At 58.8% G+C, this 25,304-nt stretch carries 22 protein-coding genes and 1 pseudogene; 20 read left to right on the forward strand and 3 right to left on the reverse strand.

What is annotated here, in order from left to right; all coding sequences use genetic code 11:
• The first annotated feature begins 48 nt into the window (after nucleotides 1–48).
• From LF252_RS06125 to LF252_RS06175, 11 genes are all read left to right on the forward strand, one after another.
• Nucleotides 49–462, forward strand: coding sequence for an START-like domain-containing protein (locus LF252_RS06125; protein WP_226268666.1), 414 nt, complete (start codon nucleotides 49–51; stop codon nucleotides 460–462).
• 120 nt (nucleotides 463–582) lie between these two features.
• Nucleotides 583–2,016, forward strand: a complete 1,434-nt coding sequence (locus LF252_RS06130) for an LptF/LptG family permease (protein WP_226268667.1) — start codon at nucleotides 583–585, stop codon at nucleotides 2,014–2,016.
• A 130-nt stretch (nucleotides 2,017–2,146) separates the two neighbouring features.
• Nucleotides 2,147–2,422 carry a 30S ribosomal protein S15 gene (rpsO, locus tag LF252_RS06135; RefSeq protein ID WP_226268668.1) on the forward strand — a complete coding sequence of 92 codons (276 nt, stop codon included), beginning with the start codon at nucleotides 2,147–2,149 and terminating at the stop codon, nucleotides 2,420–2,422.
• 204 nt (nucleotides 2,423–2,626) lie between these two features.
• Complete coding sequence (gene pnp, locus LF252_RS06140) at nucleotides 2,627–4,789, forward strand: polyribonucleotide nucleotidyltransferase (RefSeq protein ID WP_226268669.1); 2,163 nt, start codon at nucleotides 2,627–2,629, stop codon at nucleotides 4,787–4,789.
• 131 nt (nucleotides 4,790–4,920) lie between these two features.
• Entirely contained in the window at nucleotides 4,921–5,784 is an 864-nt protein-coding gene (locus LF252_RS06145; protein WP_022823752.1) for a sigma-70 family RNA polymerase sigma factor, read from the forward strand.
• Between the two features lie 242 nt (nucleotides 5,785–6,026).
• The gene (gene trxB / locus LF252_RS06150; RefSeq protein WP_226268670.1) at nucleotides 6,027–6,974 is read left to right on the forward strand and encodes a thioredoxin-disulfide reductase; all 948 of its coding nucleotides are present in this window, start codon (nucleotides 6,027–6,029) and stop codon (nucleotides 6,972–6,974) included.
• A 148-nt stretch (nucleotides 6,975–7,122) separates the two neighbouring features.
• Nucleotides 7,123–8,262, forward strand: a complete 1,140-nt coding sequence (locus LF252_RS06155; protein WP_226268671.1) for a peptidoglycan DD-metalloendopeptidase family protein — start codon at nucleotides 7,123–7,125, stop codon at nucleotides 8,260–8,262.
• A 74-nt stretch (nucleotides 8,263–8,336) separates the two neighbouring features.
• On the forward strand, nucleotides 8,337–9,056 hold the full coding sequence (gene bshB1, locus LF252_RS06160) for a bacillithiol biosynthesis deacetylase BshB1 (protein WP_226268672.1): 720 nt from the start codon (nucleotides 8,337–8,339) through the stop codon (nucleotides 9,054–9,056).
• A 296-nt stretch (nucleotides 9,057–9,352) separates the two neighbouring features.
• The gene (locus LF252_RS06165; protein ID WP_226268673.1) at nucleotides 9,353–10,045 is read left to right on the forward strand and encodes a membrane-associated protein; all 693 of its coding nucleotides are present in this window, start codon (nucleotides 9,353–9,355) and stop codon (nucleotides 10,043–10,045) included.
• An 80-nt stretch (nucleotides 10,046–10,125) separates the two neighbouring features.
• Complete coding sequence (locus LF252_RS06170) at nucleotides 10,126–10,530, forward strand: hypothetical protein (protein ID WP_226268674.1); 405 nt, start codon at nucleotides 10,126–10,128, stop codon at nucleotides 10,528–10,530.
• A 325-nt stretch (nucleotides 10,531–10,855) separates the two neighbouring features.
• Nucleotides 10,856–11,344 (forward strand): hypothetical protein, encoded by a 489-nt coding sequence (locus tag LF252_RS06175; RefSeq protein WP_226268675.1) that lies wholly within the window; start codon nucleotides 10,856–10,858, stop codon nucleotides 11,342–11,344.
• A 133-nt stretch (nucleotides 11,345–11,477) separates the two neighbouring features.
• Here the strand turns inward: LF252_RS06175 and accC are convergent, their stop codons facing one another.
• Nucleotides 11,478–12,986, reverse strand: coding sequence for an acetyl-CoA carboxylase biotin carboxylase subunit (gene accC / locus LF252_RS06180; protein WP_226268676.1), 1,509 nt, complete (start codon nucleotides 12,984–12,986; stop codon nucleotides 11,478–11,480).
• Nucleotides 12,987–13,297: 311 nt separating this feature from the next.
• On the opposite strand from accC, the gene LF252_RS06185 reads away from it, so the two are divergent.
• Entirely contained in the window at nucleotides 13,298–14,548 is a 1,251-nt protein-coding gene (locus LF252_RS06185) for an aminotransferase class I/II-fold pyridoxal phosphate-dependent enzyme (RefSeq protein ID WP_226268677.1), read from the forward strand.
• Nucleotides 14,549–14,790: 242 nt separating this feature from the next.
• Nucleotides 14,791–14,961, forward strand: a pseudogene (locus LF252_RS22975) (histone H1); the annotation flags it as partial.
• Between the two features lie 239 nt (nucleotides 14,962–15,200).
• Here the strand turns inward: LF252_RS22975 and tyrS are convergent.
• The gene (tyrS, locus tag LF252_RS06195) at nucleotides 15,201–16,496 is read right to left on the reverse strand and encodes a tyrosine--tRNA ligase (protein ID WP_226268679.1); all 1,296 of its coding nucleotides are present in this window, start codon (nucleotides 16,494–16,496) and stop codon (nucleotides 15,201–15,203) included.
• Between the two features lie 166 nt (nucleotides 16,497–16,662).
• On the opposite strand from tyrS, the gene holA reads away from it, so the two are divergent.
• The 7 genes from holA to LF252_RS06230 all read left to right on the forward strand — a co-directional run bounded on the left by holA (nucleotide 16,663) and on the right by LF252_RS06230 (nucleotide 23,429).
• A complete protein-coding gene (holA, locus tag LF252_RS06200; protein ID WP_226268680.1) occupies nucleotides 16,663–17,739 on the forward strand; it encodes a DNA polymerase III subunit delta in 1,077 nt (358 codons plus the stop codon).
• Between the two features lie 50 nt (nucleotides 17,740–17,789).
• Complete coding sequence (locus LF252_RS06205; RefSeq protein ID WP_226268681.1) at nucleotides 17,790–18,107, forward strand: hypothetical protein; 318 nt, start codon at nucleotides 17,790–17,792, stop codon at nucleotides 18,105–18,107.
• Nucleotides 18,108–18,284: 177 nt separating this feature from the next.
• Nucleotides 18,285–18,746, forward strand: coding sequence for a type II RES/Xre toxin-antitoxin system antitoxin (parS, locus tag LF252_RS06210; protein ID WP_226268682.1), 462 nt, complete (start codon nucleotides 18,285–18,287; stop codon nucleotides 18,744–18,746).
• Between the two features lie 10 nt (nucleotides 18,747–18,756).
• Nucleotides 18,757–19,218, forward strand: coding sequence for an RES family NAD+ phosphorylase (locus LF252_RS06215; RefSeq protein ID WP_226268683.1), 462 nt, complete (start codon nucleotides 18,757–18,759; stop codon nucleotides 19,216–19,218).
• Between the two features lie 2 nt (nucleotides 19,219–19,220).
• On the forward strand, nucleotides 19,221–19,679 hold the full coding sequence (locus tag LF252_RS06220; RefSeq protein ID WP_226268684.1) for a hypothetical protein: 459 nt from the start codon (nucleotides 19,221–19,223) through the stop codon (nucleotides 19,677–19,679).
• A gap of 6 nt (nucleotides 19,680–19,685) precedes the next feature.
• On the forward strand, nucleotides 19,686–23,039 hold the full coding sequence (locus LF252_RS06225) for a DEAD/DEAH box helicase (RefSeq protein ID WP_226268685.1): 3,354 nt from the start codon (nucleotides 19,686–19,688) through the stop codon (nucleotides 23,037–23,039).
• A gap of 102 nt (nucleotides 23,040–23,141) precedes the next feature.
• Complete coding sequence (locus LF252_RS06230) at nucleotides 23,142–23,429, forward strand: hypothetical protein (RefSeq protein WP_226268686.1); 288 nt, start codon at nucleotides 23,142–23,144, stop codon at nucleotides 23,427–23,429.
• On the opposite strand, the gene LF252_RS06235 is transcribed toward LF252_RS06230, so the two are convergent.
• The gene (locus LF252_RS06235; protein WP_226268687.1) at nucleotides 23,426–25,141 is read right to left on the reverse strand and encodes an alpha/beta fold hydrolase; all 1,716 of its coding nucleotides are present in this window, start codon (nucleotides 25,139–25,141) and stop codon (nucleotides 23,426–23,428) included. The genes LF252_RS06230 and LF252_RS06235 overlap by 4 nt on opposite strands.
• Nucleotides 25,142–25,304: the final 163 nt, after the last annotated feature.

The raw sequence follows: 25,304 nt of genomic DNA on the forward strand, positions 1-25,304 counted from the left end.
CTTTCACCAATCAGGCCACCGCCCTAAATTCTTTACTCTGTTCTGCTTATGCCCCTTTCTGCCACTCGCCTCAAACATCGGTTTACGGTTGAATACCCCATAAATGCTTCCCCAAAAATCCTGTATCCATACTTGGCCTCGGCTTCGGGACTCTCTCATTGGTTTTGTCAGGATGTAAAAATTGAAGGCGGGCACCTGTACAACTTCATCTGGGATAACCAGCCGCACTACGCCGAAATGGCCTCGCACCGCACCAACCGCTCCGTACGGTTTGTGTTCCTCGATGAAAACAAGCGCCATACCGCCGATGCCAATTACCTGGATTTCCTCGTGGAGGAATCTCAACTTACGCAGGAGGTGTATCTGCGCGTAGTGGACTACTCAGAAGAAGCCGACACTGTTGAGCTGCAGGAAATGTGGGACAGCCTCATCCAGAACCTGCGTGAGCAAGTAGGCGGCTAATCCACCCAGGCACTCTTCCGGAAAGGAGCAGGCACGAAACGAACCGTATCTTCGTTTCCTGTTTGCTCCTTTACGTTTAGAACCCTGCCTGACCGGCCAGGGCAACTGGCGGTACTTCGTATGAAAAAATTAGATAAGCTTATTCTTAAGGCCTTCGCGGGGCCGTTTCTGCTCACCTTTGCGGTGGTGGAGTTCATCTTCCTGATGCAGTTCATGATGAAGTACATGGACGATCTGGTAGGGAAGGACCTGGGCTTCTCTGTTATTGCGCAGCTACTTTTCTATTTCAGCGTGCTCATCGTACCTATTTCGCTGCCGCTGGCGGTGCTGCTGTCGTCATTGATGACCTACGGCTCACTGGGCGAGCACCACGAGCTGACGGCCATCAAAACGGCTGGTATATCGCTCACGCGGATTCTGCGCCCCGTTATGCTGTTTAGCCTGTTTCTAGCGGGCGGCGCATTCTGGTTTAATAACACGATTGTGCCGATGGCCAATCTGAAAGCATACAGCCTGCTGTGGGATGTACGGCAGCAGAAACTGGCGCTGGACATCCGGGAAGGCGTGTTCTACAACGGTATTCCGGGCTATACCATCAAGGTGAACAAGAAGCTGGGCGAAAACGGGGATATCCTGAAAGGCGTGATGATTTACGACCACACCCAAAACCGGGGTGGCAGCGCTGTTATCCTGGCTGATTCCGGGCGGATGTACACGCGCTTCAATGGGCAGTATCTGGGCTTGGAGCTGTTCCACGGCCGCACCTATGTAGAGCAGCCCAGTGCTCAGGGTGGGGCCGGAGCCAGCTACATTCGCCAAAATTTCGACCGAAACCTGATTACGCTTTCCTTGGCTTCCTTTGGGCTGGACCGTACGAAGGAGGATCTGTTCAAGACCAATAAAATGATGCTGGACCTGGGTCAACTAGCGAGCTATACCGATTCGTTGCACAACCGGGTGCTGCTGGAGCGGCGGCAGTTAATTCCGCAGCTAAATCCATACTACACCTTCCTGCGCCTAGATACGGCCGGCCGCACGGCCATTCAGCGAGTAGAAGGCTGGCGGGTGCCCGAGGCGGAGCTGCGGCCCGTGAGCCAGAACATTGCCCAGCAGGCCGCCAACCGGGCCCGTAACGTGCACTCGTTCCTGGGTACCTCGGCGGAGCGGCTGAACAACTTGGCCAAGGAAACAGCTAACTACCGCATTGAAACCTTCCGCAAATACACGCAGTCGGCGGCCATTCTGCTCATGTTCCTGATTGGGGCGCCGTTGGGGGCCATCATTAAGAAAGGCGGTATTGGGGTGCCCATTCTGGTATCCATCGTGTTTTTCATTATCTACTACGTCATCTCCATCATGGGTGAGAAATACGGCCGGGAGATGGTGATGCCCGTGGGCGCAGGAATGTGGATGTCGGGGGCGGTACTGCTGCCTATTGGACTGTTTTTCTTGTACCAAGCACGCCACGATTCGGGTATTCTGGAAGTGGATTGGAATCGGTTTGTGCCCAACTGGCTACGCTGGCCCCTGCGCGGCTACAAAAAATCAGCTTAGTAGGTGCGCAGAATGCACGTAGAATGGCGCATTGTTGATAATAAACCCATACCTTTGCGGCCACCCCGAAATGCGGGGTGGCTTTTTCTTTTTTCATTTTTTAATCTAAGACGGGGAAACCTATCTGCCGATGCAACTCACCACTGAAGCAAAACAGGCTATTTTCGAAAAAAACAGCCTGCAGAAGTCCGCTAATGACACCGGTTCGGCCGAGTCGCAAATTGCCCTGTTCACCCACCGCATTGCTCACCTGACCGAGCACCTGAAAGTGAACAAGAAGGACTACTCGACCCGCCTGGGTCTGCTCAAACTCGTTGGTAAGCGCCGCCGCATGCTGGACTACCTCCAGCACCGCGAAATCAACCGCTACCGCGCCATCATCAAGGAACTGGGCATTCGTAAGTAAGCCCACGGTCCGCAAGCAGGGAGCTTTCCTCCAATGGGAAGTTCCCTGCTCTTTTTTTGTCCGAAGCCGGCCGCATTATTCTGCCGGTTTCGTTGTTTACCCCCCGGAAACAACCCAAATTCCCCAGAGCAAATCAGTTGCCACTGCCGGTGCTGGTTTTACGGCTGCTCGCCCGCTGCACGCTTTTTCAAGCAATCCTAGAAGATGCCCAATTACACCGCGGTTACCAAACACATTACGCTGCCCGACGGGCGGCAGATTTCCATTGAAACCGGCAAGCTGGCCAAATTCGCCGACGGTTCGGTAGTCGTGCGCATGGGCGACGCCATGCTGCTGGCTACGGTCGTGTCGCAGCCCAGCTCGCGCCCCGACGTGGATTTCCTGCCCCTGTCGGTTGACTACCAAGAGAAATTCGGTGGTGCCGGCAAAATTCCCGGCTCGTTCCAGCGCCGCGAAGGCCGCCTGTCGGATTCCGAAGTGCTGGTATCCCGCCTGATCGACCGTTTGCTGCGTCCCATGTTCCCCAAGGACTTCCACTACGAAGTGCAGGTGATGGTGTCGCTGATTTCGGCCGATAAAGATGTACAGCCCGACGCGCTGGCTGCTTTGGCCGCCTCGGCTGCCCTGTCGATTTCCGACATTCCGTTTGCTGGTCCTGTATCGGAAGTACGCGTAGCCCGCATCGACGGCAAGCTGCAGATCAACCCCAAAACGGCCGACATTGAGCGTGCCGACATCGACCTTATCGTGGGTGCTACCATCGACTCGGTGGCTATGGTGGAAGGCGAGATGAACGAAGTGAGCGAGGAAGAAATGGTAGAAGCCATCTACTTCGCCCACGAAGCCATCAAAGAACAAATTCGCGTGCAGCTGGAACTGGCCGCTGAAGTGGAGAAGTCGCACACCAAGCGCGAGTACCCCAAGTACGACGAGAACGACGACCTGAAGAAGCGCGTACAGGAAGGCGTGTACCAGCAGGCCTACGAAATTGCCAAGTCGGGCAACACCAGCAAGTCGGGCCGCAAAGAGGCGTTCGGTGCCGTGAAAAAGTCGCTGATCGAGAAGCTGCTGGAAGAGCAGCCCGAACTGGACATGAAAATGTTCGGTCGTTACTACTCATCGGCCGAGAAGAAGGCCATCCGCGACATGATGATCAAGGAGCGCACCCGCCTCGATGGTCGTCAGCTGACGGAAATCCGCCCCATCTGGAGCGAGGTAAACTACCTGCCTGGTGCGCACGGCTCGGCCCTGTTCACCCGCGGCGAAACCCAGTCGCTGACCTCGGTAGCCCTGGGTACCAAGCTCGACGAGCAGATTGTGGACTCGGCTATGGTGTCGGGCTACAACAAGTTCATGCTGCACTACAATTTCCCGGCTTTCTCGACCGGTGAGGTGAAGCCCAACCGCGGCCCCGGCCGTCGGGAGGTAGGCCACGGCAACCTAGCCATGCGCTCCATCAAGAAAGTGCTGCCTTCGGAAGACGAGAACCCCTACACCATCCGCGTAGTGTCGGACATCCTGGAATCGAACGGTTCGTCGTCGATGGCCACGGTGTGTGCCTCGTCGATGGCTCTGATGGATGCCGGTATCAAGCTGAAGTCGGCCGTATCGGGTATTGCTATGGGTCTTGTGCAGGACAAAGACACCGGCGAGTACGCCGTACTGTCGGACATCCTGGGTGACGAGGACCATCTCGGCGACATGGACTTCAAGGTAACCGGTACCGAGAAAGGTATTGTGGCGTGCCAGATGGACATTAAAATCCAGGGTCTGTCGAAGGAAATCCTGACGCAGGCGCTGCACCAGGCCCGCGAAGGTCGCCTGCACATCCTGGGCGAAATGGCCAAGACCATTGCTACCCCGGCTGCCGACCTGAAGCCTCACACGCCCCGCTCGCACAAGATGCTCATCGACAAGGAGTTTATCGGTGCGGTAATCGGGCCCGGCGGCAAGGTGATTCAGCAGATCCAGAAGGATACCAACGCCACGGTTATCATCGAGGAGAAGGACGAAAAAGGCCACGTAAGCATCTTCGCTTCCAACCAGGAAGACATGGAAGCTGCCATCGGCCGCATCCGCGCCATTGCCGCCGTGCCGGAAGTGGGCGAGACCTACAAAGGCAAGGTTCGCTCGATTCAGCCCTACGGTGCTTTCGTGGAAATCATGCCGGGCAAAGACGGCCTGTTGCACATTTCGGAGGTAGCCCACGAGCGGCTGGCCTCGCTGGAAGGTGTGCTGGAAGTTGGGCAGGAAATCGACGTGAAACTGCTGGATATCGACAAGAAAACCGGCAAATACCGCCTCTCGCGCAAGGTGTTGCTGCCTAAGCCGGAGCGGGCGGCCGACTCAAACGGCGCAGCTAAGTAAGCACTCCCCGAACTTTCGCGGGTACCGCTGTGTTGCACACTGGCAATACCGGTACCCGCGTTAGGGTATCCGTCCGTATAGCGGACAAAGACGACGATAAGCAACCATAACTCCATTCTCACGCGCCCGCAATGAGACAGTTAAAAATCAGCAAGCAGATCACCAACCGCGAAAGCCAGTCGCTGGATAAATACCTCCAGGAGATTGGTAAGGTGGATCTGCTGACCCCCGATGAGGAGGTAACGCTGGCGCAACGCATCAAGGAAGGTGACCAGCAAGCGCTGGAAAAACTGACCAAGGCTAACCTCCGCTTCGTGGTGTCGGTAGCCAAGCAATACCAGAACCAGGGCCTAAGCCTGGGCGACCTGATCAACGAGGGTAACCTCGGTCTGATTAAGGCGGCCAAGCGTTTCGACGAAACCCGGGGCTTTAAATTCATTTCCTACGCCGTATGGTGGATTCGTCAGTCCATCCTGCAGGCCTTGGCCGAGCAGTCGCGCATCGTGCGTCTGCCCCTGAACCGGGTTGGCTCGCTGAACAAAATCAGCAAGTCGTTCTCGGAACTGGAGCAGAAGTTTGAGCGGGAGCCTTCGCCCGAGGAAATTGCCGAAGTGCTGGAACTGACAACTTCTGAGGTAGTGGACACCCTGAAGATTTCGGGCCGCCACGTATCGGTGGATGCTCCCTTCGTGCAAGGCGAGGAAAACCGTCTGCTCGACGTGCTCGAAAACGAGGACGAGGAAAGCCCTGACACCGGCCTGATGAACGACTCGCTCCGCAAGGAAGTGCAGCGCGCCCTGAGCACGCTCACCAAGCGTGAAGCCGACGTAATCACGCTGTACTTTGGCCTGAACGGGGAACATTCGCTCACGCTGGAAGAAATCGGGGAGAAGTTCAACCTCACCCGCGAGCGGGTTCGTCAGATCAAGGAAAAGGCTATCCGCCGCCTGCGTCACACCTCCCGCAGCAAAGCGCTGAAACCCTACCTGGGGTAAGCTTTTCTACCCCACAGCAAAAAACCCTGACCGTTGGTTGGGGTTTTTTGTTGCAGTATGGAACGGTGCCTTTGGATTGTCCAGCTTTGTCGATCTTTCAGACAAAGTGACCAGTCAACACGTTTGGCTCAGTTTTGCAGCAACGTGTACTGAGGCCGGCAGATTATGCGGGCCGCGTGTACTTTTGCACCCCAACTTCACACTTTATGGCGCCGAGAAAGTCCGGCGTTACCTAATTTCTCATGGCAACCACCACCCCAGAACACATCAAGTGTTTGATTATCGGCTCCGGCCCGGCGGGTTATACCGCTGCTATTTACGCCGCGCGGGCTAACCTCAAGCCCGTCATGTACCAGGGGCTACAGCCCGGCGGACAGCTCACGATTACCAATGATGTAGAAAATTTCCCCGGCTACCCTGATGGCATTATGGGCCCGGAGATGATGGAAGACCTGAAAAAACAGGCCGCTCGCTTCGGCACGGACATCCGCTACGGCATTGCCACGGCGGTTGATTTTTCGGGCCATCCGCACCGGGTGACGATTGACGAACACCTGGAGCTGACGGCTGACACTGTGATTATTGCCACCGGCGCATCGGCCAAATGGCTGGGCCTGCCTTCGGAGCAACGCCTGAACGGCTCGGGCGTATCGGCCTGCGCCGTGTGCGACGGGTTTTTCTACCGGGGCAAAGAAGTGGCCATTGTAGGGGCTGGTGATACGGCCGCTGAGGAGGCTACGTACCTGGCTAACCTGTGCTCCAAGGTGTACATGATTGTGCGGAAAGGGGAGATGCGCGCCTCCAAAATCATGCAGAAGCGTGTGCTGGATAACCCCAAAATTGAGGTGCTCTGGAACACCGTGACCGACGAAATTCTGGGTGAACATGCCGTAACCGGTGCCCGCCTCAAGAACGTGGTAGATGGCACCACCCGCGACATTGCCATTGAAGGGTTTTTCGTGGCTATCGGGCACGAGCCGAACTCTAAAATCTTCCAGCCCTACCTGCACCACGACGAGCAGGGCTACCTGAAAACTCTGCCCGGTACTGCCAAAACCAACGTGGACGGCGTGTTTGCCTGCGGCGACGTGCAGGACTTCACCTACCGCCAAGCCGTAACGGCCGCTGGCTCGGGTTGCATGGCGGCCCTCGACGCCGAGCGGTACCTGGCCGCGCTGGGAGACCATTAACGGTGAATGAATGAGTGAGTGAATGAGTGAGTTGGCCATCAAACTACACTTTACCGACTGGGAAGTGCGTTCATGCTGCCAACTCACTCATTCACTCATTCACTCATCCGCTCACTCACCCATTAAATTTTCGCTCTTGCTGCATTTTGTGAAACATTGGCTGCTGCCGCTGCTACTGATCGGGCTGTTTATTGGCTTGCCCGGCCAGCTGCAGGCCCAGCGGCGCAAAACACCCGAGCCCAAGGCCAAAGCCGGCTCGGCCGGCAAGCGGAAGGACTTTTTCCGCATTAAGTCGCCCACCATCCGCTACGTGCGGCCCGATACTACTATCCTCATCGAAACCGAGGAGTTGCCCGAGGAAAACTCCGATGCGGCCAAATCCATCTTCTTCAACCCCGCCAAGAAGCTCTCTATTGTGAGCGAGGATACCAGCACGCTGAACGAAGGCGGGCAGGAGATTGTGGAGGTGTCGGAGCAGGTGCAGATTGACTCTTCCTGGATTAAGGTGGCGGGTTACTACGCCATCTGGGACACGCATAACATCAACCCCTACCGGGTAGACGGCCGCCGCATCAAGGATACGCTGAATCTGCGCCTAACCGAGCCTGAGAAGCAGCGCTACGCCAAGATGCCGCTGACCAAAACGCCCATGACCTCCGACTTCGGGTTCCGGGGGTACCGCTGGCACTATGGCGTGGACCTGGACCTGGAAACCGGCGACTCAGTGAAGGCCGCTTTCGACGGGGTGGTGCGCATTGTGAAATGGGACGGCTCGGGCTACGGCAACTACATCTTGGTGCGCCACTACAATGGTATTGAGACTCTGTACGGCCACTTGCAGAAGGCGCTGGTAACACCGGGCACGTTTGTTAAAGCTGGGGAGCTGATTGGCCGCGGGGGCAGCACGGGCCGCAGCAGCGGCTCGCACTTGCACTTTGAGGTGCGCTACGAGGGTAACCCCATCGACCCGGAGCGGATGTATGACTTTCCGGATTACCGGCTCATCAAGGATAACTTCCAGATTACCTCCAGTCTGTTTGCCTACTACAGCAAGTCGCTGCGGTACCGGGGCGGCAGCGTGCCGGGCGCGGGCAGTGGGGGCGGTAGTAGCAGCCGCAGCAGTAGCGGCCGGCCCACCCAGGCCCGGCGGGTAGTCACCCACAAAATCCGAAGCGGTGATACGCTGTCGGAAATTGCCGATAAATACGGCGTGTCGCAGGCCCAACTTCGCCGCCTCAATGGCAATGTTGGCGTGTTACGGCCGGGTCGGAGCCTGCGAATTAAATGAGTTTCCGGTTGTGCGTTGCCAGTTGCCAGAACGGTACTGACAACTCGCAACTGGAAACAGGCAACTGAACACACATGAAACTTGATATTCTGGCCCTCGGGGCGCACCCGGATGACGTGGAAATGTCCGCCGCAGGTACTGTGCTGGCAGCTGTAGCGGCGGGCAAGAAGGTAGGCATCGTAGACTTTACCCGGGGCGAGCTGGGCACGCGCGGCACGCCCGCCACCCGCGCCCAGGAGGCCGAGGCGGCCAGCCGCATTCTGGGACTGAGTGCCCGCGAAAACCTGGGCCTGCCCGACGGCTTCTTCCGCAACGACCGGGAGCATCAACTGCCCGTTATTGCCGCCATTCGGCGCTACCAACCCGATATTATCCTTTGCAACGCCATCCACGACCGGCACCCCGACCACGGCCGGGGCGCGCAGCTGGCCTCGGAGTCGTGCTTTCTGAGCGGGCTGCGCATGATTGAAACCCTGGGCGACGATGGGCAACCCCAGCAGCCCTGGCGGCCCCGCTTGGTGTTTCACTACATCCAGGACCGGCAGATTCCGGCTGATTTCGTGGTGGATATTTCGGCGTACTGGGCCAAGAAGTGGGAGAGCATCCAGGCCTACCGCTCTCAGTTCCACGACCCCGAAAGCACCGAGCCCGGCACTTACCTCTCTACGCCGGTATTCAGCAACTTCATGGAGGCCCGCGCCCGGGAATTCGGCCACCTGATCGGAGTAGAGTTTGGGGAAGGATTCACGCGGGAACGTCCGTTGGGAGTACGCGAAATCACCGAGCTGATTTAAATATTCGGTAAAGCCGAAAACCGAGAAAGCCTCGCCAGTCTGGTGAGGCTTTCTCGGTTTTTAGGTAGTTGGATGTGCCGCATCTGTATTTTTTGAAGTCTAATTTTCTGGCCTGAAAACGGCTTGCAGAGCTTGCCTGTGGTTATTGTGTATGCTGACGAAAAGTCTGATGGAGGCGTAGATTGAACTGGCGAAGCCGAATCCAGCGTGCTACTTCGGGCATCCTCTCAGCGCAACGCCATGAGCCGCGTGGCTGGAGGACCAAGAGTTGTTTCGTCCCTCATTCTGCTCCGCTCATGAAACGTGTTCCTGCCCGCTTGCCGCTTTGGTTGAAATTGGTATTCACCGCCTTCCTGCTGGTGATGGTGCCGGTGTACTGGGTGAACTACGGCCCCACCAACTTCCTATACTTCTGCGACGTGTCGCTGCTCTTGTGCCTGGTGAGCGTGTGGACGGAGCGCCGCCTGCCGGCCTCCATGGCTGCCGTGGGTATTCTGCTGCCCCAAGTGCTGTGGTGCGCCGATTTTGTGGGGGAACTGTGCGGCCACCATCTGCTGGGCATGACGTCCTACATGTTCGATGAAAACCGCTCGTTGTTTCTGCGGGGGCTCTCGTTCTTCCACGGCTGGCTGCCCTTCCTTATCCTGTTCCTGGTGAAGCGCCTGGGCTACGACCGGCGCGCCCTGCCCGCCTGGACGCTGCTGGCCTGGGCGCTGTGCCCGGTGGCCTACTTATGGCTGCCCGCGGCCGGTACCGTACTGCCCGACCCCAAGATTCCGGTGAACATTAATTACGTGTTTGGCTTTGACGATGCTCACCCCCAAACCTGGCTGCCGGCTCCGCTCTACCTGGTGGGCTGGATGCTCACGCTGCTGGTGATGATTTATCTGCCCACGCACTGGGCCCTGCGCCGCTGGTTGGCCTCGAAGCCCACAGGCACTGAGGAGCAAGGTACGCCCTCGGGGCAGTTGGTCTGGGAGCAGATGTAGAGTTCGGTAATTGTTAACTGGTACAGTATCTTGTTATGAAAATCACGCGCCTCGCTCATCCTCTTACCCGGTTATTGCGAATGTCTGTTTCTAGTCCGGAGCCCGCCGCTGATGGGGCTTCCCATTCTGCCGCCCGCCCCGGCCGCCGCCAGCGCCTGGTAGGGGCCACCGCCACCCAGCTGCTGCCCCTGCTGAAGCTGCTCGACACCATCCAGCCCCAGGTGTGCAGCGACTCGGTGTTTCACCTGCGGCGGCTGAAAATTCAGGCCCACTTTGCCGAGGTACGCCAGGAGTTGCGCACCGAGCGGCCCCGGCGCGAAGCCGTCCAGTTTGCCTTGCACGCCCTCACCGAGCTGGTGCGTGAAGAAGTGCGGGACATCCACCGCGACGAGCTGCAGCAAGCCGCTAAGGAAGTAGTGCTGGCTACTCTTAAGAACGCGCCGGCGTTGATTAATGTGGCCAATCAGGCGCGGCGGTTGTTATGATACATCTACAGATGCCTAGATTGGCGCCATGCCGCTGCAATAAGTAGCAGTGCTCCACTGGTACCAGAGAGGAGCACCGTGCCCCACAGCAGCCAGTCTTCGTGCATATGAGGCCGAAACTGCCAGTGCCCATGATTACCTAAGCCCATTATCATTAAGGTTAGGATGCATACTATGATGAGCAACAAAGCAATGTTCTTCATTAGAGGAAAAAGTCTAAACCAGGAGACGATAGATTTACTTTGCTTTCAACTGGCCTTTCGCAGAGGCTTGATACTTTTGCTTTGTACACTTAACCCGCCTTTCTAAGTAAAGCTATTCTCTAGTGCCGGCCAACAACATTACCACACAAAACAACGCCCTGACGTTGCTGAGTTATTACAATCTGGTTGGCGGCATTGCTGGTCTGGTCATCCTGGCTACTTCTCTATCTTATTTAAGCCAATCAGCCCTAAAGATTGGTAGTGGGCTATACACGGTGTTGTTCTTTGTGCTTTCTATTTTCTCCTTTATCTCATATCGGAAGCGTCAAGACCCCACATTGATGGGTGTTGTAGCCGTTCTGCAACTACCAATTATTCGGTATGAAGGGCTAAAGTATGTGCTTAGTAATGGGGTACTGGCCATTTTTGGCCTTGATGCCTTCAGTAACATAGGCTTGACTCTGGATGCTCTCTATGAAGTCAAGTTTAGCTTTGCAATAGCCAATCAGGAAGAGTGGTTTTTTGGTGTAAATGTGGTGCCAGCAATTATACTATTGTACCTGATGATGTTCTATAAACCAACATATTCGGCAGAAATTACGAAGCCATAGGCACAGCAGATACGAGCAAGATAGAGGCTTCTCAGTTCCGCTTCCCAGTCAGGTAGACCAGCCAAAAACACACGCAAAACAAAACGCCCGGCCATATGGTCGGGCGTTTTGTTTTGCAAATAACATATTCGTTCTACCGCACCCCCAGTCGGTTCCGCTTCCAGGCCGAGCCGGTAGCGGCCGGCACATCAGCCGAGGCGGCGGTGGCGGGCTTTTTCTCCGTCAGGAGCATGGCGGTGAGCACGGCGGCGAGCTTGGCAGTAGCTTCATCCGGGGCGGCGGGCTTCAGCACTTCGGGCGTGAAGTGGTCCTTGATGAAGTTGGTGTCGAAGTTGCCGCTCACAAAGGCCGGGTGCTGCAGCACATAGCGGCCGAAGCCCAGCGTGGTTTCGATGCCGGTAATCTGGTACTCGTCGATGGCGCGCAACATCCGGGCAATGGCTTCCTCCCGGGTGGCCCCGAAGGTGACGAGCTTAGCAATCATCGGGTCGTAGTAAATCGGAATGTCCATGCCCTGCTCGAAGCCGTCATCCACCCGCACGCCGGGGCCCTGGGGGCGCACGTAGGTAGTCAGCGTCCCGATGTCGGGCAGGAAGTTGTTCTGCGGGTCTTCGGCGTACACGCGCAGCTCCAGGGCGTGGCCGGTGATGCTGAGGTCTTCCTGGCGGAAGGCGAGGGGCTGGCCCTGGGCTACCTTAATCTGCTCCTTCACCAGGTCGAGGCCCGTAATCTGTTCCGTTACGGGGTGCTCCACCTGCAGGCGGGTGTTCATCTCCAGGAAGTAGAAGTTGCGCTGGTCGTCCAGTAGGAACTCCACGGTACCAGCGCCGGTGTAGTTGCAGGCCCGGGCCACGTCCACAGCGCAGCGGCCCATTTCGGCGCGTAGCTCGGGCGTGAGCACCGAGGAAGGCGCTTCTTCAATTACCTTCTGGTGGCGGCGCTGGATGGAGCATTCCCGCTCAAACAGGTGCACAATGTTGCCGTGCTCGTCGCCCAGCACCTGAATTTCAATGTGGCGCGGCCCGGTCACGAATTTTTCAATGAACACGGCCCCGTCGCCGAAGGCTGATACGGCCTCGTTCACGGCCAGCTGCATCTGCTCCTCAAACTCCTCGGGCTGGTACACTAGGCGCATGCCCTTGCCGCCGCCCCCGGCCGAAGCCTTAATGAGCACCGGAAAGCCCACCTGCTCGGCCACGCGCTTGGCTTCCTGCACGTCGCTGATGGCCTCATCCAGGCCCGGTACCAGCGGAATATCGTAGGCTTTCACCGCCTGCTTGGCCGAGAGCTTGTCGCCCATGATGTCCATGGCCTCGGGCGAAGGACCCACGAAAATCAGCCCGGCTTCCTTCACCATACGGGCAAACTCGGCGTTTTCGCTCAGGAAGCCGTAGCCGGGGTGAATGGCATCCACGCCAAGCTCACGGCATACTTCCAGAATTTTGTCGCCGCGCAGGTAGCTGTCTTTGCTGGCGGGCGGGCCCACGCACACGGCCTCGTCGGCGTAGCGCACATGCAGGGCGTTGCGGTCGGCTTCGGAGTAGATGGCCACGGTTTGTAGGCCCATTTCCTTGGCTGAACGCAGCACGCGTAAGGCAATTTCGCCGCGGTTGGCGATCAGCAGCTTGGTAATTTTCTTCATAATAGGAGAGAGTGGGTGCGGGTGGGAGAGGACAACGCCGGCGGCCCAGAGGCAAAACCCTGAGCTCAGCAGAGAGTTTACTGTTCTGCTGCGCAGTGCAGGGCGTCAACCCCGGGCCGCCGGCGCAATGTAATGCCAAAGAAACGCCATTCCGGCCGCACCAGAAAACGCACCGGGCCAATTCCTATAAGGTTGGATGCCTGCCCGCGGCGGGCTACCTTTGCGGATTGCCATAACTTTGTACATTCCCCGAGCGTTATGCCCCCCAAGCATAACCGCTTGTTTTCGTTTCACATTCAACCTGTTCCCTCGTGGATCTATTTGAGAAGATTGCCGCCAACCGCGGCCCGCTGGGTAGCCATTCACACTACGCGCACGGCTATTTCACCTTCCCTAAGCTGGAAGGCGAGATTAAGCCCCGCATGATTTTCCGCGGCAAAGAGGTTCTCACCTGGAGCCTGAACAACTACCTGGGCCTGGCCAACCACCCCGAGGTGCGCAAGGCCGACGCCGACGCCGCGGCCGAGTACGGCATGGCCCTGCCCATGGGCGCCCGCATGATGTCCGGCAACTCCAACCTGCACGAGCAGCTGGAAAATGAGCTGGCCGAGTTTGTGATGAAGCCCGACTGCATGCTGCTCAACTTTGGCTACCAGGGCGTGGTGTCCATCATCGACGCCATGGTGGGCCGCCACGATGTGATTGTGTACGACGCCGAGTCTCACGCCTGCATCATTGATGGCGTACGCCTGCACGCGGGCAAGCGCTTTGTGTACGTGCACAACGACATGCAGAGCCTGGAGAAGCAGCTGGAGCGCGCCCAGCGCATCATCGACGAAACCGGCGGCGGCATTCTGGTTATTACCGAAGGTGTGTTCGGTATGTCGGGCAACCAGGGCGACCTGCGCGGCGTGGTGGCGCTGAAGGAGAAATACCAGTTCCGCCTGTTCGTGGACGACGCTCACGGCTTCGGTACAATGGGTGCTACTGGTGCCGGAACGGGCGAAGAACAGGGCGTACAGGACGGTATCGACCTATATTTTTCGACGTTTGCCAAGTCGATGGCCAGCATCGGCGCTTTCGTGGCCGGCCCCGAGAACGTAATTGAATATTTGCGCTACAACATGCGCAGCCAGATTTTCGCCAAAAGCCTGCCCATGCCGCTCGTAGTGGGCGCTTTGAAGCGGTTGGAACTGCTGCGCACCCGCCCCGAGTTGAAAGAAAACCTCTGGACAATTGTGCACGCCCTGCAAACTGGCCTGCGCGAAAAAGGCTTCAACATTGGCTCTACCACCTCGCCCGTAACGCCGGTACTGCTGGAAGGCCAAATTCCGGATGCAACCCAGATTACGTTCGATCTACGTGAGAATCACGGCATTTTCTGCTCTATTGTGGTGTATCCCGTAGTGCCCAAGGGCGTAATTATGCTCCGCATCATCCCCACGGCCGTGCATACCCTCGACGATGTGGCCGAGACCATCAAAGCTTTCGAAACCGTACAGGAGAAGCTCTCGAAAGGGCTTTATTCCAAAGCTGAAGTGCCCGAGGGCCTACAACGCTAGTTTGAGCTTCGCTAAGTGCAAAAGCCAGCTATCGGTTGATGGCTGGCTTTTTTGTTTTAGGATTATTCCGTTGATGGCGTGGGTGTGAGGTGAGGTGCCGGATGGATATGATTGGGTAAAAAGCCGGCCTATGGCCCGGAAAAGGCGTTTGAAAAAAAACTTGGCAACTTGCTTGTATTTGAAATCCCTGTATATTAGGCCCGGTTAAACACTTTTTCCACACCATACAACCCCTCCCAACCATGAGCAATTTCGCCCAACTGAAAGACCTCGTTATGTCGCTGGAAGCTGACTTCGAGAAATTCTACGACAAAGGCAACTCGGCCGCTGGCACCCGCGTGCGTAAAGGCATGCAGGAGCTGAAGAACATGGCCCAGACCATCCGTACCGAGGTTCAGAACAAGAAGAACGACGGCGCTGGTGATGCTCCGGCTGCTAAGGCTGCTCCGAAAGCTGCTGCTAAAGCTGCTCCCGCTGCCAAAAAGGCCGCTCCCGCTAAAAAGAAGTAATGAACCGCTACGCCCGGCGTAGCGACCTTCCTTACAAATAAAAGGCCCTGCTGATAACCAGCAGGGCCTTTTTTATAATGGTACAGCTAACAGAGCTTTGCAAATACAACAGGTTTCGCTCCGAATGACGGATAGTGTACTAGCTACACCAGCGTTATGAGGAAGTAGTTTTTGCCCTTCTGCGCCACGAGGTACTTGTCCAGCAAAGGAGCCACGGCCGTGGCGGTCTGGTCGAGGGTTACTTTCTGGCGGTTGAGCTTCACGCCGTTGTTCTGCACCATTTTGCGGGCCTCGCCCTTGCTGCTGAAGATAACGTTGCCGGTGGCGGTGCTCAGCAGGGTAAGAGCATCCTGGCCTTCCAACTCCGCACGCGAAACCTCCACGCGAGGCACGCCAGCAAATACGTCCAGCAGAGTAGCCTCGTCGAGGCTGCTCAGCTCACCACCGCCAAACAGCACTTGCGAGGCGGCCAAGGCCGCCTCGAAGGCGGCTTCGCCGTGTACTCGGATGGTGACATCTTTGGCTAGGGCTTTTTGCAGCACTCGTAGGTGGGGAGCGGCGGCGTGCTCGGCTTCCAAGGCTTCAATTTCCGGCTGACTCAGCAGCGTGAACACGCGGATGAGGCGGGGCACGTCGGCGTCGGCGGCGTTGAGGAAGAACTGGTAGAACTGGTAGGGCGAGGTCATGGAGCCGTCCAGCCACACAGTGCCGGTTTCGCTCTTGCCGTACTTGGTGCCGTCGGCTTTGGTGATGAGCTGGCCGGTGAGGGCGTAAGCCTTGCCCTCGCCACCCGACATGCGCCGGATCAGCTCGGTGCCGGTGGTGATGTTTCCCCACTGGTCAGAGGCGCCCATTTGCAGGGTGGTGCCCAGCTCCTTGTAGAGGTGATAAAAGTCGTAGCCCTGCAGCAACTGGTAGCTGAACTCGGTGTAGCTGATGCCCTCGGCGCCGGTTTCCTCGTTGCCACTGATGCGGCGCTTTACCGAGTCCTTGGCCATCATGTAGTTCACGGTGAGGTGCTTGCCCACTTCGCGCAGAAATTGCAGGAAGCCAAACTCCTTGAACCAGTCGTAGTTGTTCACCACGCGCGCCCCGGTGGGCGAGTCGTCGAACACCAGGAACTTCTCCAGCTGCGCCCGAATGCCGGCCTGGTTGCGGCGCAGGGCTTCCTCATCGAGCAGGTTACGCTCGGCTGATTTACCCGAGGGGTCGCCAATCATGCCGGTGGCGCCGCCCACCAGGGCCAGGGGCCGGTGGCCGGCCCGCTGCAGGTGCACCAGCAGCATAATAGTGGCCAGGTTGCCGATGTGCAAAGAAGGCGCAGTGGGATCGAAGCCGATATAGCCGGTGATGGGGGCATTCTTCAGCAGGTGCTCCTCAGTGCCAGGCATCATGTCGTGAAACATGCCCCGCCAGCGCAGTTCGTCTAGTAAGTTCAATGCGTGAATGAGTGAATGAGTGAATGAGTGGCCAGACACGGCAACTAAAGCATCCGGCTGTAATGGAGGGCAAAGGTAAAGGCTGCAATGGTACCTTTGTTTATTGGAGTAAAAACGCCCGCCGCGCCAGGGCCTTCACTCATTCACCCATTCACCCATTCACGCATTGACCCTCACGCCCGACGAAATTCTGAAGCAGCTCCAGCAGCGGCAGTTTGCGCCCGTATATTTTCTGCAGGGGGAGGAGCCGTATTACATCGACCTGATTACCGATTTGCTGGAGAAGCATGTGCTGCCTGAGCACGAAAAAGGCTTCAACCAGGTGGTGATGTATGGCAAGGACACCGACGTGGCCGGCATTCTTGGCCAGGCCAAACGCTTCCCCATGATGGCGGAACGCTCGGTGGTGATTGTGAAAGAGGCGCAAGCTGTGGCCGATCTGGAGGCGGAGAAGTCGTGGCCGTTTCTGGAGGCTTACCTGAAAAACCCGCTGCAAAGCACGGTGCTGGTGTTCTGCTACAAGCACAAAACCCTGGATGCGCGCAAAAAACTGGGCAAACTGCTGGCCGGCGACAAAAAGGAGTCCGCGCCCGCCGGTACGGTGCTCATGACCAGCAAGAAGCTCTACGACAACCAGGTAGCGCCCTGGATTCAGCAGTACGTGCGCAGCAAAAACCAGCAGATTACGCCCCAGGCCACCGCCATGCTGGCCGAATACATTGGTACGGAGCTGGGCCGCCTCACCAACGAGGTGGATAAGATGCTCATCAACCTGCTGCCGGGCCACAGCATTGATGAGGATTTGGTGCAGCGCATGGTGGGCATCAGCAAGGAGTACAACATCTTCGAGCTGCAGAGTGCCCTGGTGCGCCGCGACGTGCTCAAGGCCAACCGCATCCTGCTCTACTTCGAGGCCAACCCCAAGAACAACCCGCTCATCCCCAACCTGACGCTGCTGTTCAACTATTTCTCCCGCCTCCTGGTGCTGCACCAGTTACCCAACCCCACGGAGGCCGACTGGCTGAAAATGGGCCTGCGCTTCCCCGTCCAGCGCAAAGACTACCAGACCGGCCTGAAAGTATTCGACTTCCACCGCACCCGCGACATTGTGCACCTCATCCGCCGCGCCGACGCCCAGAGCAAAGGCATCGACAGCGGCTCCATGACCGACGGCGAAATCCTGCGGGAACTGATCTGGCTCATCATCCACCCGGTGCCGCTGCACGCGGTGGTGGGGCAGTAGTAGCCAGTAGCGCGAAGCCTTTGCTTCGCGTACCGTTGCGGGCTTCCGCTATGCATCGTTCCGCCACGCACGAAGCAAATGCTTTGCGCTACATAACTGCTATGTGTCCTGACTGCTTCCCGACCGGTATTTCACAATTTTCCTCGTGGTGGGCCTATGAGGCGTTTGAGCAGCAACTGCTTCGCAAGCCGCTGAAGCTGCTGCCCGGTGAGGTAACGCGTAACCGGTATACCTGTGCGGTATGCGGGGAGGTGTGGGTATTGTCTGAGCCAGACAATGCGTGGCGGGGCTATTTTCTGCCGGAACAGGAGGCGGAAAAAGCAGAACGCCGACGAACATTCAGCATCTGGCGGCTGATAGGGCCGTAGCGCGCAGCTCCGCTTCGCGCACGAGCCGCAGGCGAGTTCCTACGCGGACGGAGCGGTACTAGGATACTCGCTCCGCTCGTGCGCGAAGCGGAGCTGCGCGCTACTTTTGAACCGAAAGAAAAATTTCCGCGTTAAACGGAAAAATTTCTATATGTTCGCTCCATCAAACCCGCATCTATGGCTACTGCTGCACACCAACCCAAAATAACGGCCGTTATGCCGGCGGCCCTGCGCAAGAAATGGGCGGCCTGGGGCCGGACCGGGCAGGACGCTTACGCCCTGGTGATGGAAGCTCGCAAGGGCGTGCCGGCCGCTACGGCGTTTGAGGTAGCCGAGGCCTACCAGCTGCAGGCTCAGGAGCTGGAGGCCATCTATGAGCTGTCTACCAAAACCCTGCGTACGTACTCCCAGGAGAAGAAAAACCTGAGCGCCGCCAGCAGCGAGAAAACCCTTAAAATCATCAGCCTCTACAACCTGGGGGTGGAAGTATTCGGGGAAGCCGCCGCGTTTTTGCGCTGGCTGGATAAACCGGCCCACGGCCTCGACCAGGAAATTCCGCTGCGGCTGCTGGAAACCAGCGGGGGCATTGACCTAGTGGCCGAGGAGCTCACGCGCATTGCCTACGGCGACTTATCCTAGGGCCCCAAGTATGCTGGTGTATCGTATCTGCCTGGCCAAATACGCCGACGACCTGTTTGCCTCCGGCTACCGGGCACGCTGGAATTACAAAGACCAGTTTGTGATTTACACGGCCGCCACCCGGGCCCTGGCCTGCCTGGAAAACGTGGTGCACCGCAGCGGGGAAGGCCTCACCGGGCAGTTTCGGGTGCTGGTGATTGATGTGCCCGACGACCTGCTGGTGGAGGAAATACCGCTGGCCCAACTACCCCGCGACTGGGAACAGGCCAGCCGCTACGCCGTGTGCCAGCCGCTGGGTGCCGAGTGGTACACGCGCCGCAGCTCGGCCGTGCTGCGGGTGCCCTCGTCCATTGTACCTCAGGAGTTCAACTACGTGCTGCACAGCCGCCACCCCGATTTCAAGCGCATCCAGATTGTGAGCCGGGAGGAGTTTCGGTTTGATGCACGCATTAAGGCCGATGAGGTAGGGTAAATATGATTCAAAAACTGGGCATAATACTATTGCTGATAGGCCTAACTTCTGCAGACGGCGTAGCACAATCACCACGGAAAGTAACTCGCTTGCGAATAGTTAAAACGGAGTTTTTAGGCTATCGGGAATATGTTATTACAGATAGCACTATCCGGGTTGAAATACATGATGTAGCAACTACAGATTCGTTGCTGGTAAGAAAACTTACTTCGGTTGAGCGAAATCAATTGTTGACCTCGCTAGACCAAGTGTACCTGTCTGGTCTTAAGAGTAGTTACCAAGGGAAAAGCACAGACACAGATATGCCTGGTTATACCTTTACTGTAGTGAAAGGAAGCTTTGTCAAGCAAATCAACTTATATGAGTATCGGCTACGCTGCTTATATGACGTTTCTGTAAAACTGGATGCTTTGCTTCCTGAAGCTTTCCGTCTGAACTACGCAACAAATACAGCTAAGTAGTTCACTGTGCCGCATACCGTTCATCTCTCCCAGCCGCTTCCGGACCTGACGCTGCCTCAGCTACTGCAACTGGCCCCGCGCAGCTTTGTGCCGGATACGCGCCAGTACCGGGCCGTGACGCCGCTGGAGCTGGCCGTAGCTACTGGGCAGTTTTCGACTGGGTCGGTAGTAGGAGGAATTGCCGGGCCGGAAGTGGCGGTGAGTCAAAGTGCAACTGGTCTGGCCCTGACTTGCACCTGCACAACTGGCGTAGAGAACGAAGTGTGCGAAAACCAGGCACTGACGCTGCTGGCCTTGCTGCACCGGCCGGAGTTGCGGGCGTTTTTCGACGCGGAGCTGCGCGAGCAGAAACTGCGCGCTACGGCTCAGGAATACGGATTGGAACAAGCTCCCGACCTGGACGCGCACTTTCAACTGACGTTTGCCAACGGGGCCACACCCGTAATGCCGCGCCGGGCGGATTTACTGCCCGTGACGCCGGCGTCCAAGCAGGAACTGATGCGCCAGCTGTTGCCCGTCAGGCCGGAGCCGGTAGTGCCAGCAGCGGGCGGGCAGCGGCTGCTGGTACTGGCCCGGCACCGCTACTACAGCCACCTCACGCTGCATCTGGCGGAGGCCAGCCTCACGGCGGCGGGCAAACCCAAGAATCCGCTGACGCTGCTAAATCCCCTGGACGGTATCTGGCAGTTGACCAACCCGGCGGAACTGAAGTTCTACACCGGCCTGGCCCGCTTCCAGCACAACTACGAAGAAAACCGCACCCCGGCGGCCGTGGAGGCTCTGCGGGCGGTGGTGCAGAACCCGTTTCGGCTGCCGGTATTTGCCCACCGCGGCCCCCAGGGCGACAAGCTCACGGCCGCAGCCCTGGTGCCGGTGCGCCTGCACAGCGCCCGGTTGCAGTTGCGCCTGCAGGTAACCCAGGAAGACGAATTCTACCAGATAACCGGTCAGCTGCTGCTCCACGACCAGGCCCTGAATCTGGAAGAACTGACCGTGCACTACGACTATTTCGTGGCCCTGCACGACGACCTGTACCTGCTGGATGACCTGGACGTGTGGCGGGTGGTGGAGTTCTTCAAGAAGCGCAACAATGCGTTGCTGATTCACCAGTCGCAGTTTGCAGAGTTCCGGGAGGACGTGCTTGTGAACCTGGAAAACCGCCTGCAGATTCACTACACCTACTTGCGCCCGGCTACCCGGCAGCAGCTAGCGGCCGAAGGCTTCGACGAAGCGCCCGAGCCGGTGCTCTACCTCTCCGATGCCGGGCCCCACGTGGAGCTGCTGCCAGTAATGCGCTACGGGGAGCGGGAAATATCGGTGCTGACCAAGCAGCAGCTGCAGGCCACCGACGCCCTGGGCCGGGCCTTCACCGTGAGTCGCAATGCTCTGGCTGAAGACCGATTGGTGGCGGCGCTGCTCCGGCACTGGCCCGAGCTGGCCGGGCAGCAGACCCCCGATTCCTTTTACCTAGCCCGGAGCGGGTTTCTGGACGTTGATCGGGTGCTGCCGGCTCTGGCCGACTGGCGGCAGGAGGGCATCCGGGTGCTGGGGTTCAGGCAGCTCAAGGATAACCGGCTTAACCCGCACCCGGCCCGGGTGTCGGTGCAGGTGAGCAGTGAAACCAACTGGTTTGATACCCGGCTGGCGGTGCGGTTTGGGAAGCAGCACGCCACGCTGCCGCAAATCAGCCAGGCCCTGCGCAACCGCCGCCGCTACGTGGTGCTGGATGATGGCAGCCACGGCGTGCTGCCGCAAGAGTGGCTGGAGAAGTTTGCCCGCTACTTCGTCGCCGCCGAGCTCATCGACGGCCAGTTGCGCACCCCGCACAGCCAGTTTGCGGCGGTGGAGGAGCTGTACGCGGAGGATGAGCTGCTGCCCTCGGCCCGGCAGCGGCTGGCCGACACCCGCGCCGCCGTGGCCAATTTCACCGGTATTGCGCCCGTGCCGGTGCCCACCGGTCTGCGCGCCACCCTGCGCGACTACCAGCAGGAGGGCCTCAACTGGTTGAATTTCCTGGATACGTTCGGCTTCGGCGGCTGCCTGGCCGATGATATGGGCCTGGGCAAGACGCTGCAGGTGCTGGCCTTCGTGCTGCACCTGCGCGAAACCGGCCGCACCGGGCCCTGTCTGGTGGTGGTGCCCACGTCGCTGGTATTCAACTGGCAGGCCGAAGCCGCCCGCTTCGCGCCGGGGCTGCGGGTGCTGGTGTGGCACGGCGGTGGCCGCAAGCGTACCCCAGTTGATTTTACTGACTACGACCTGGTGCTGACTACCTACGGTACGCTGGTATCGGACCTGCGCCGGCTGAAAGGGCAGGAGTTTGAGTACGTGTTTCTGGATGAGGCCCAAGCCATCAAAAATCCGGCTTCGTTGCGCTACCGAGCGGCTTGCCAGCTGCGGAGCCGGGGCCGGGTGGTGCTGACGGGCACGCCGCTGGAGAACAATACCTACGATATTTTCGCCCTGCTCTCGTTTGCCTGTCCGGGGCTGCTAGGCACGCTGCGGCAGTTTCGGGCCCAGTATGCCACGCGCATTGATAAGTTCGGGGATGAACAGAAGGCCCGGGAGCTGCAGCAGCGCATCCGGCCATTTGTGCTGCGCCGCACCAAGGCCCAGGTAGCCCAAGAGCTGCCCGAAAAGACGGAAATGGTGCTCTACTGCGAGATGCCGCCCGAGCAGCGCCGCGTGTACGAGGCCTGCCGCCAGGATTTTCGTAACCTGCTGCTGGGCCAGCGCGAAGATGTAATGGCCCGCAACCATGCCTCGGTACTGCGGGGCCTCACGCGCCTGCGGCAAATCTGCGACTCGCCCGCCCTGCTGCCCGATCTGGAGGATTACGGCTCCACCTCGGCCAAGCTGTCGGTGCTGCTGGAGGAAATCCAGAACCACGCCCCGGAGCACAAAATCCTGGTGTTCTCGCAATTTGTGGGCATGCTGAACCTAGTGCGGCCCATGCTGGACGCCCACGATATTCCCTACCAGTACCTCACGGGCCAAACCCGGCAGCGCGGGGCCGCCGTGCAGGCATTCCAGCAACGCGACGATGTGCGGGTATTCCTCATCAGCCTGAAAGCCGGCGGCACCGGCCTCAACCTCACCGGCGCCGACTACGTGTACCTGCTGGACCCCTGGTGGAACCCCGCCGTGGAAAACCAGGCCATCGACCGGGCCTACCGCATCGGCCAGACCAAGCCCGTAGTGGCCGTGCGCCTCATCTGCCCCGGCACCGTGGAAGAAAAAATCCAGCACCTGCAGCAGTCCAAGCGGGAACTGGCCCAGGGCCTCATCCGAACCGATACCGCCCTGCTCAAATCCCTCACGCCCCAGGAGTTGCTGGCGTTGGTGGGTGAGGAAGCGTAAAGGTGAAACCATAGCCCGTCATTCCGAGCGCAGCCGAGGAATGACAGGTGAAACGCTTCCCATAAAAATCCGCAGCTTTACGCTTCCGCAACCAAGCCCGCCATGTTCCAGACCTCGCCCGATATGCAAGTCGTTGATATTATCCAGATGTCGCCGAAAGAGGTGTTTATCGTCGGGTATTTGACTGGGGATGCTAAGTCAGGGACCTGGGAACTGCGGCGCAACGGGGAGGCGGTAGTTACGCTGCAGGCCACTGGCGAGGTGCAGGTGGAAGCCGGCCGCAAAGGCAAGCTGGCCCCGCCCCGGGTAATCAGCTGCCAGGGCCAGGTAGATAAAAAACAGTTTGATTTCACCCAGAACGAAGTGACGCTGGCGCGGGTGGAAGCCTAAGGCTGTCGGAAAAACTGCAGCACTTCCCGGTTAAATACGTCCGGCACTTCCTGCGGGGCGTAGTGCGTGACTCCTTCCAGCAGCCGCAGCTGGCTGTGCGGCAATGTCCGGGCAATAATCTGCGTGTGTGCCTCCCGAATCACGTCACGCTGCCCGGCCATTACCAACACCGGGGCCTGAATAGTGCTGATTTGCGGCAGGGTGAAATGCGGCTCCTGCACCAGCAGCCGGAGCAGCCGGGTTGCGGTGGAGGTAGTGCTTTGGGCCTGAGCCTGCCGGAGCTGGTGCTGAAACCGGGCCAGCACGGCCGGCTCGATGGCTTCGGGAGTGGGGAAGAGGTTGGCCCCCATAATGACCAGGCGGCCCACGTACTCCGGGTGGTGCAGGGCCAGGCTCAGAGCCGTATTACCTCCGTCGCTCCAGCCTAAAATGTTCACCTGGCGCAGGTGCAGGGTGTCCAGCAGCAGGCGCACGTCGTCAGCAAACAGCTCGTAGCTGTACTCCTGGGTAGTAAAATCCTGGCTGCGGCCCTGGCCCCGGGTGTCCAGCGCTATAACGGTGAAGTGCCGGGCCAGCTCGGGAATCTGCAGCTGAAAATCGGCAATGGACTGCCCGTTGCCGTGCAGCAGGAGCAGCGGTGGGCCCTGCCCGTACCGCTCGTAGTAGAGCTTGCCGCCCCGGGCCTGCAGGTAGCGGCCGGCGGTGGAGTTGCTGCCGTAGTACTGCGGATTGGTGAGCGGGGTGGTCGGGTTGCTGAAGAGCATGGATTGCAGGCTGTCCGCCACCACGTAGTTTTCGGGAATATCCTCAGTTGATGCAGTGGCTACGGGCTCTGGCTCGGTGTGTTTGCCGGCCGCCTGGTAGGTATCAGCAGTCAGATAGATGCTCAGGTAGCCGGGCGTTACTTGCTGCCAGCGGGCCTGGCTTTTGTCGCGGGTGAATACGCTGTGGCCCGGCAGCGGCACGGCGGCAATGCCGAAAGCTTTGAAGTTGCCTTCCTGTGCTTCGCTCTGCAACCACTGTACCGTTACGGCTACTTCTTTCAGGCCCTGCAGATACAGGTTGTAAGGCAGCAAATCTACGCGTACCCACCCCCGGGGCTGGGTCACGGTGAAGCGGATATCGGGCTGGGGCAGGGGTTCGGCGGGCCGGCCCTGGCGCACCCGGTACAGCAGCAGCCGGAATGTAACAGACCGGAACCGGTTGAAGGACACGAACAGGTTCACGTCGCGCAGGCGGCAGTCCGTGGTCAGCGGAATGATGGTGCCCTGCTCTTTGCCCAGCTCGTCACTCACTAAGTCAGGCTCGGTGTAGAGACGGGCCGTCATGAACGAAGACGCAGCCGTGCGCCCGAATGTGCGGGTGCGCACCTTGCCGGGCCGCACCGTTACGCCCCTGAGTTGCTGGCCCAGCGGCTTCAACCGGACAGGGCCCCCGGCCTGCAGCGCCGCCACCGGCACGCGTTGGGTAGCGTAGCCCACGCAGGAAACCAACACGGGCCCGACCACCGAATCAGGCAGCGCAAACCGGAACCGGCCGGCGCTATCGGCCACCGTCCCGAAGGGCTTACCCGCCACGCCCACTGAGGCAAACGGCACCGGAGCCTGCGTAGCAGCATCTTGCACGGTGCCCCGCAGCTGGCGGGTTTGGGCGAAAGTAGAGCCGGAAGCCAGTAAGAGTAGAGCTGTAAGAAGAAAGATAACCGGGCGCATATAAGGGAAGGATGTGCTACCGAGAGTAGCCTCCAGCCTGAATCGTTGCGTGCGCCGGGCACATTTCATCTTCATGCATAATGCGCCGACTGGTAGCTGCTACTTAATGGGGCCACCAGTAGTAAGGCCGCTGCGGGTGCCTCAGCGTGCGGAAGGTTGCCGT

The sequence above is a fragment of the Hymenobacter pini genome, assembly GCF_020421205.1.
Classification (GTDB): Bacteria; Bacteroidota; Bacteroidia; order Cytophagales; family Hymenobacteraceae; genus Hymenobacter; species Hymenobacter pini.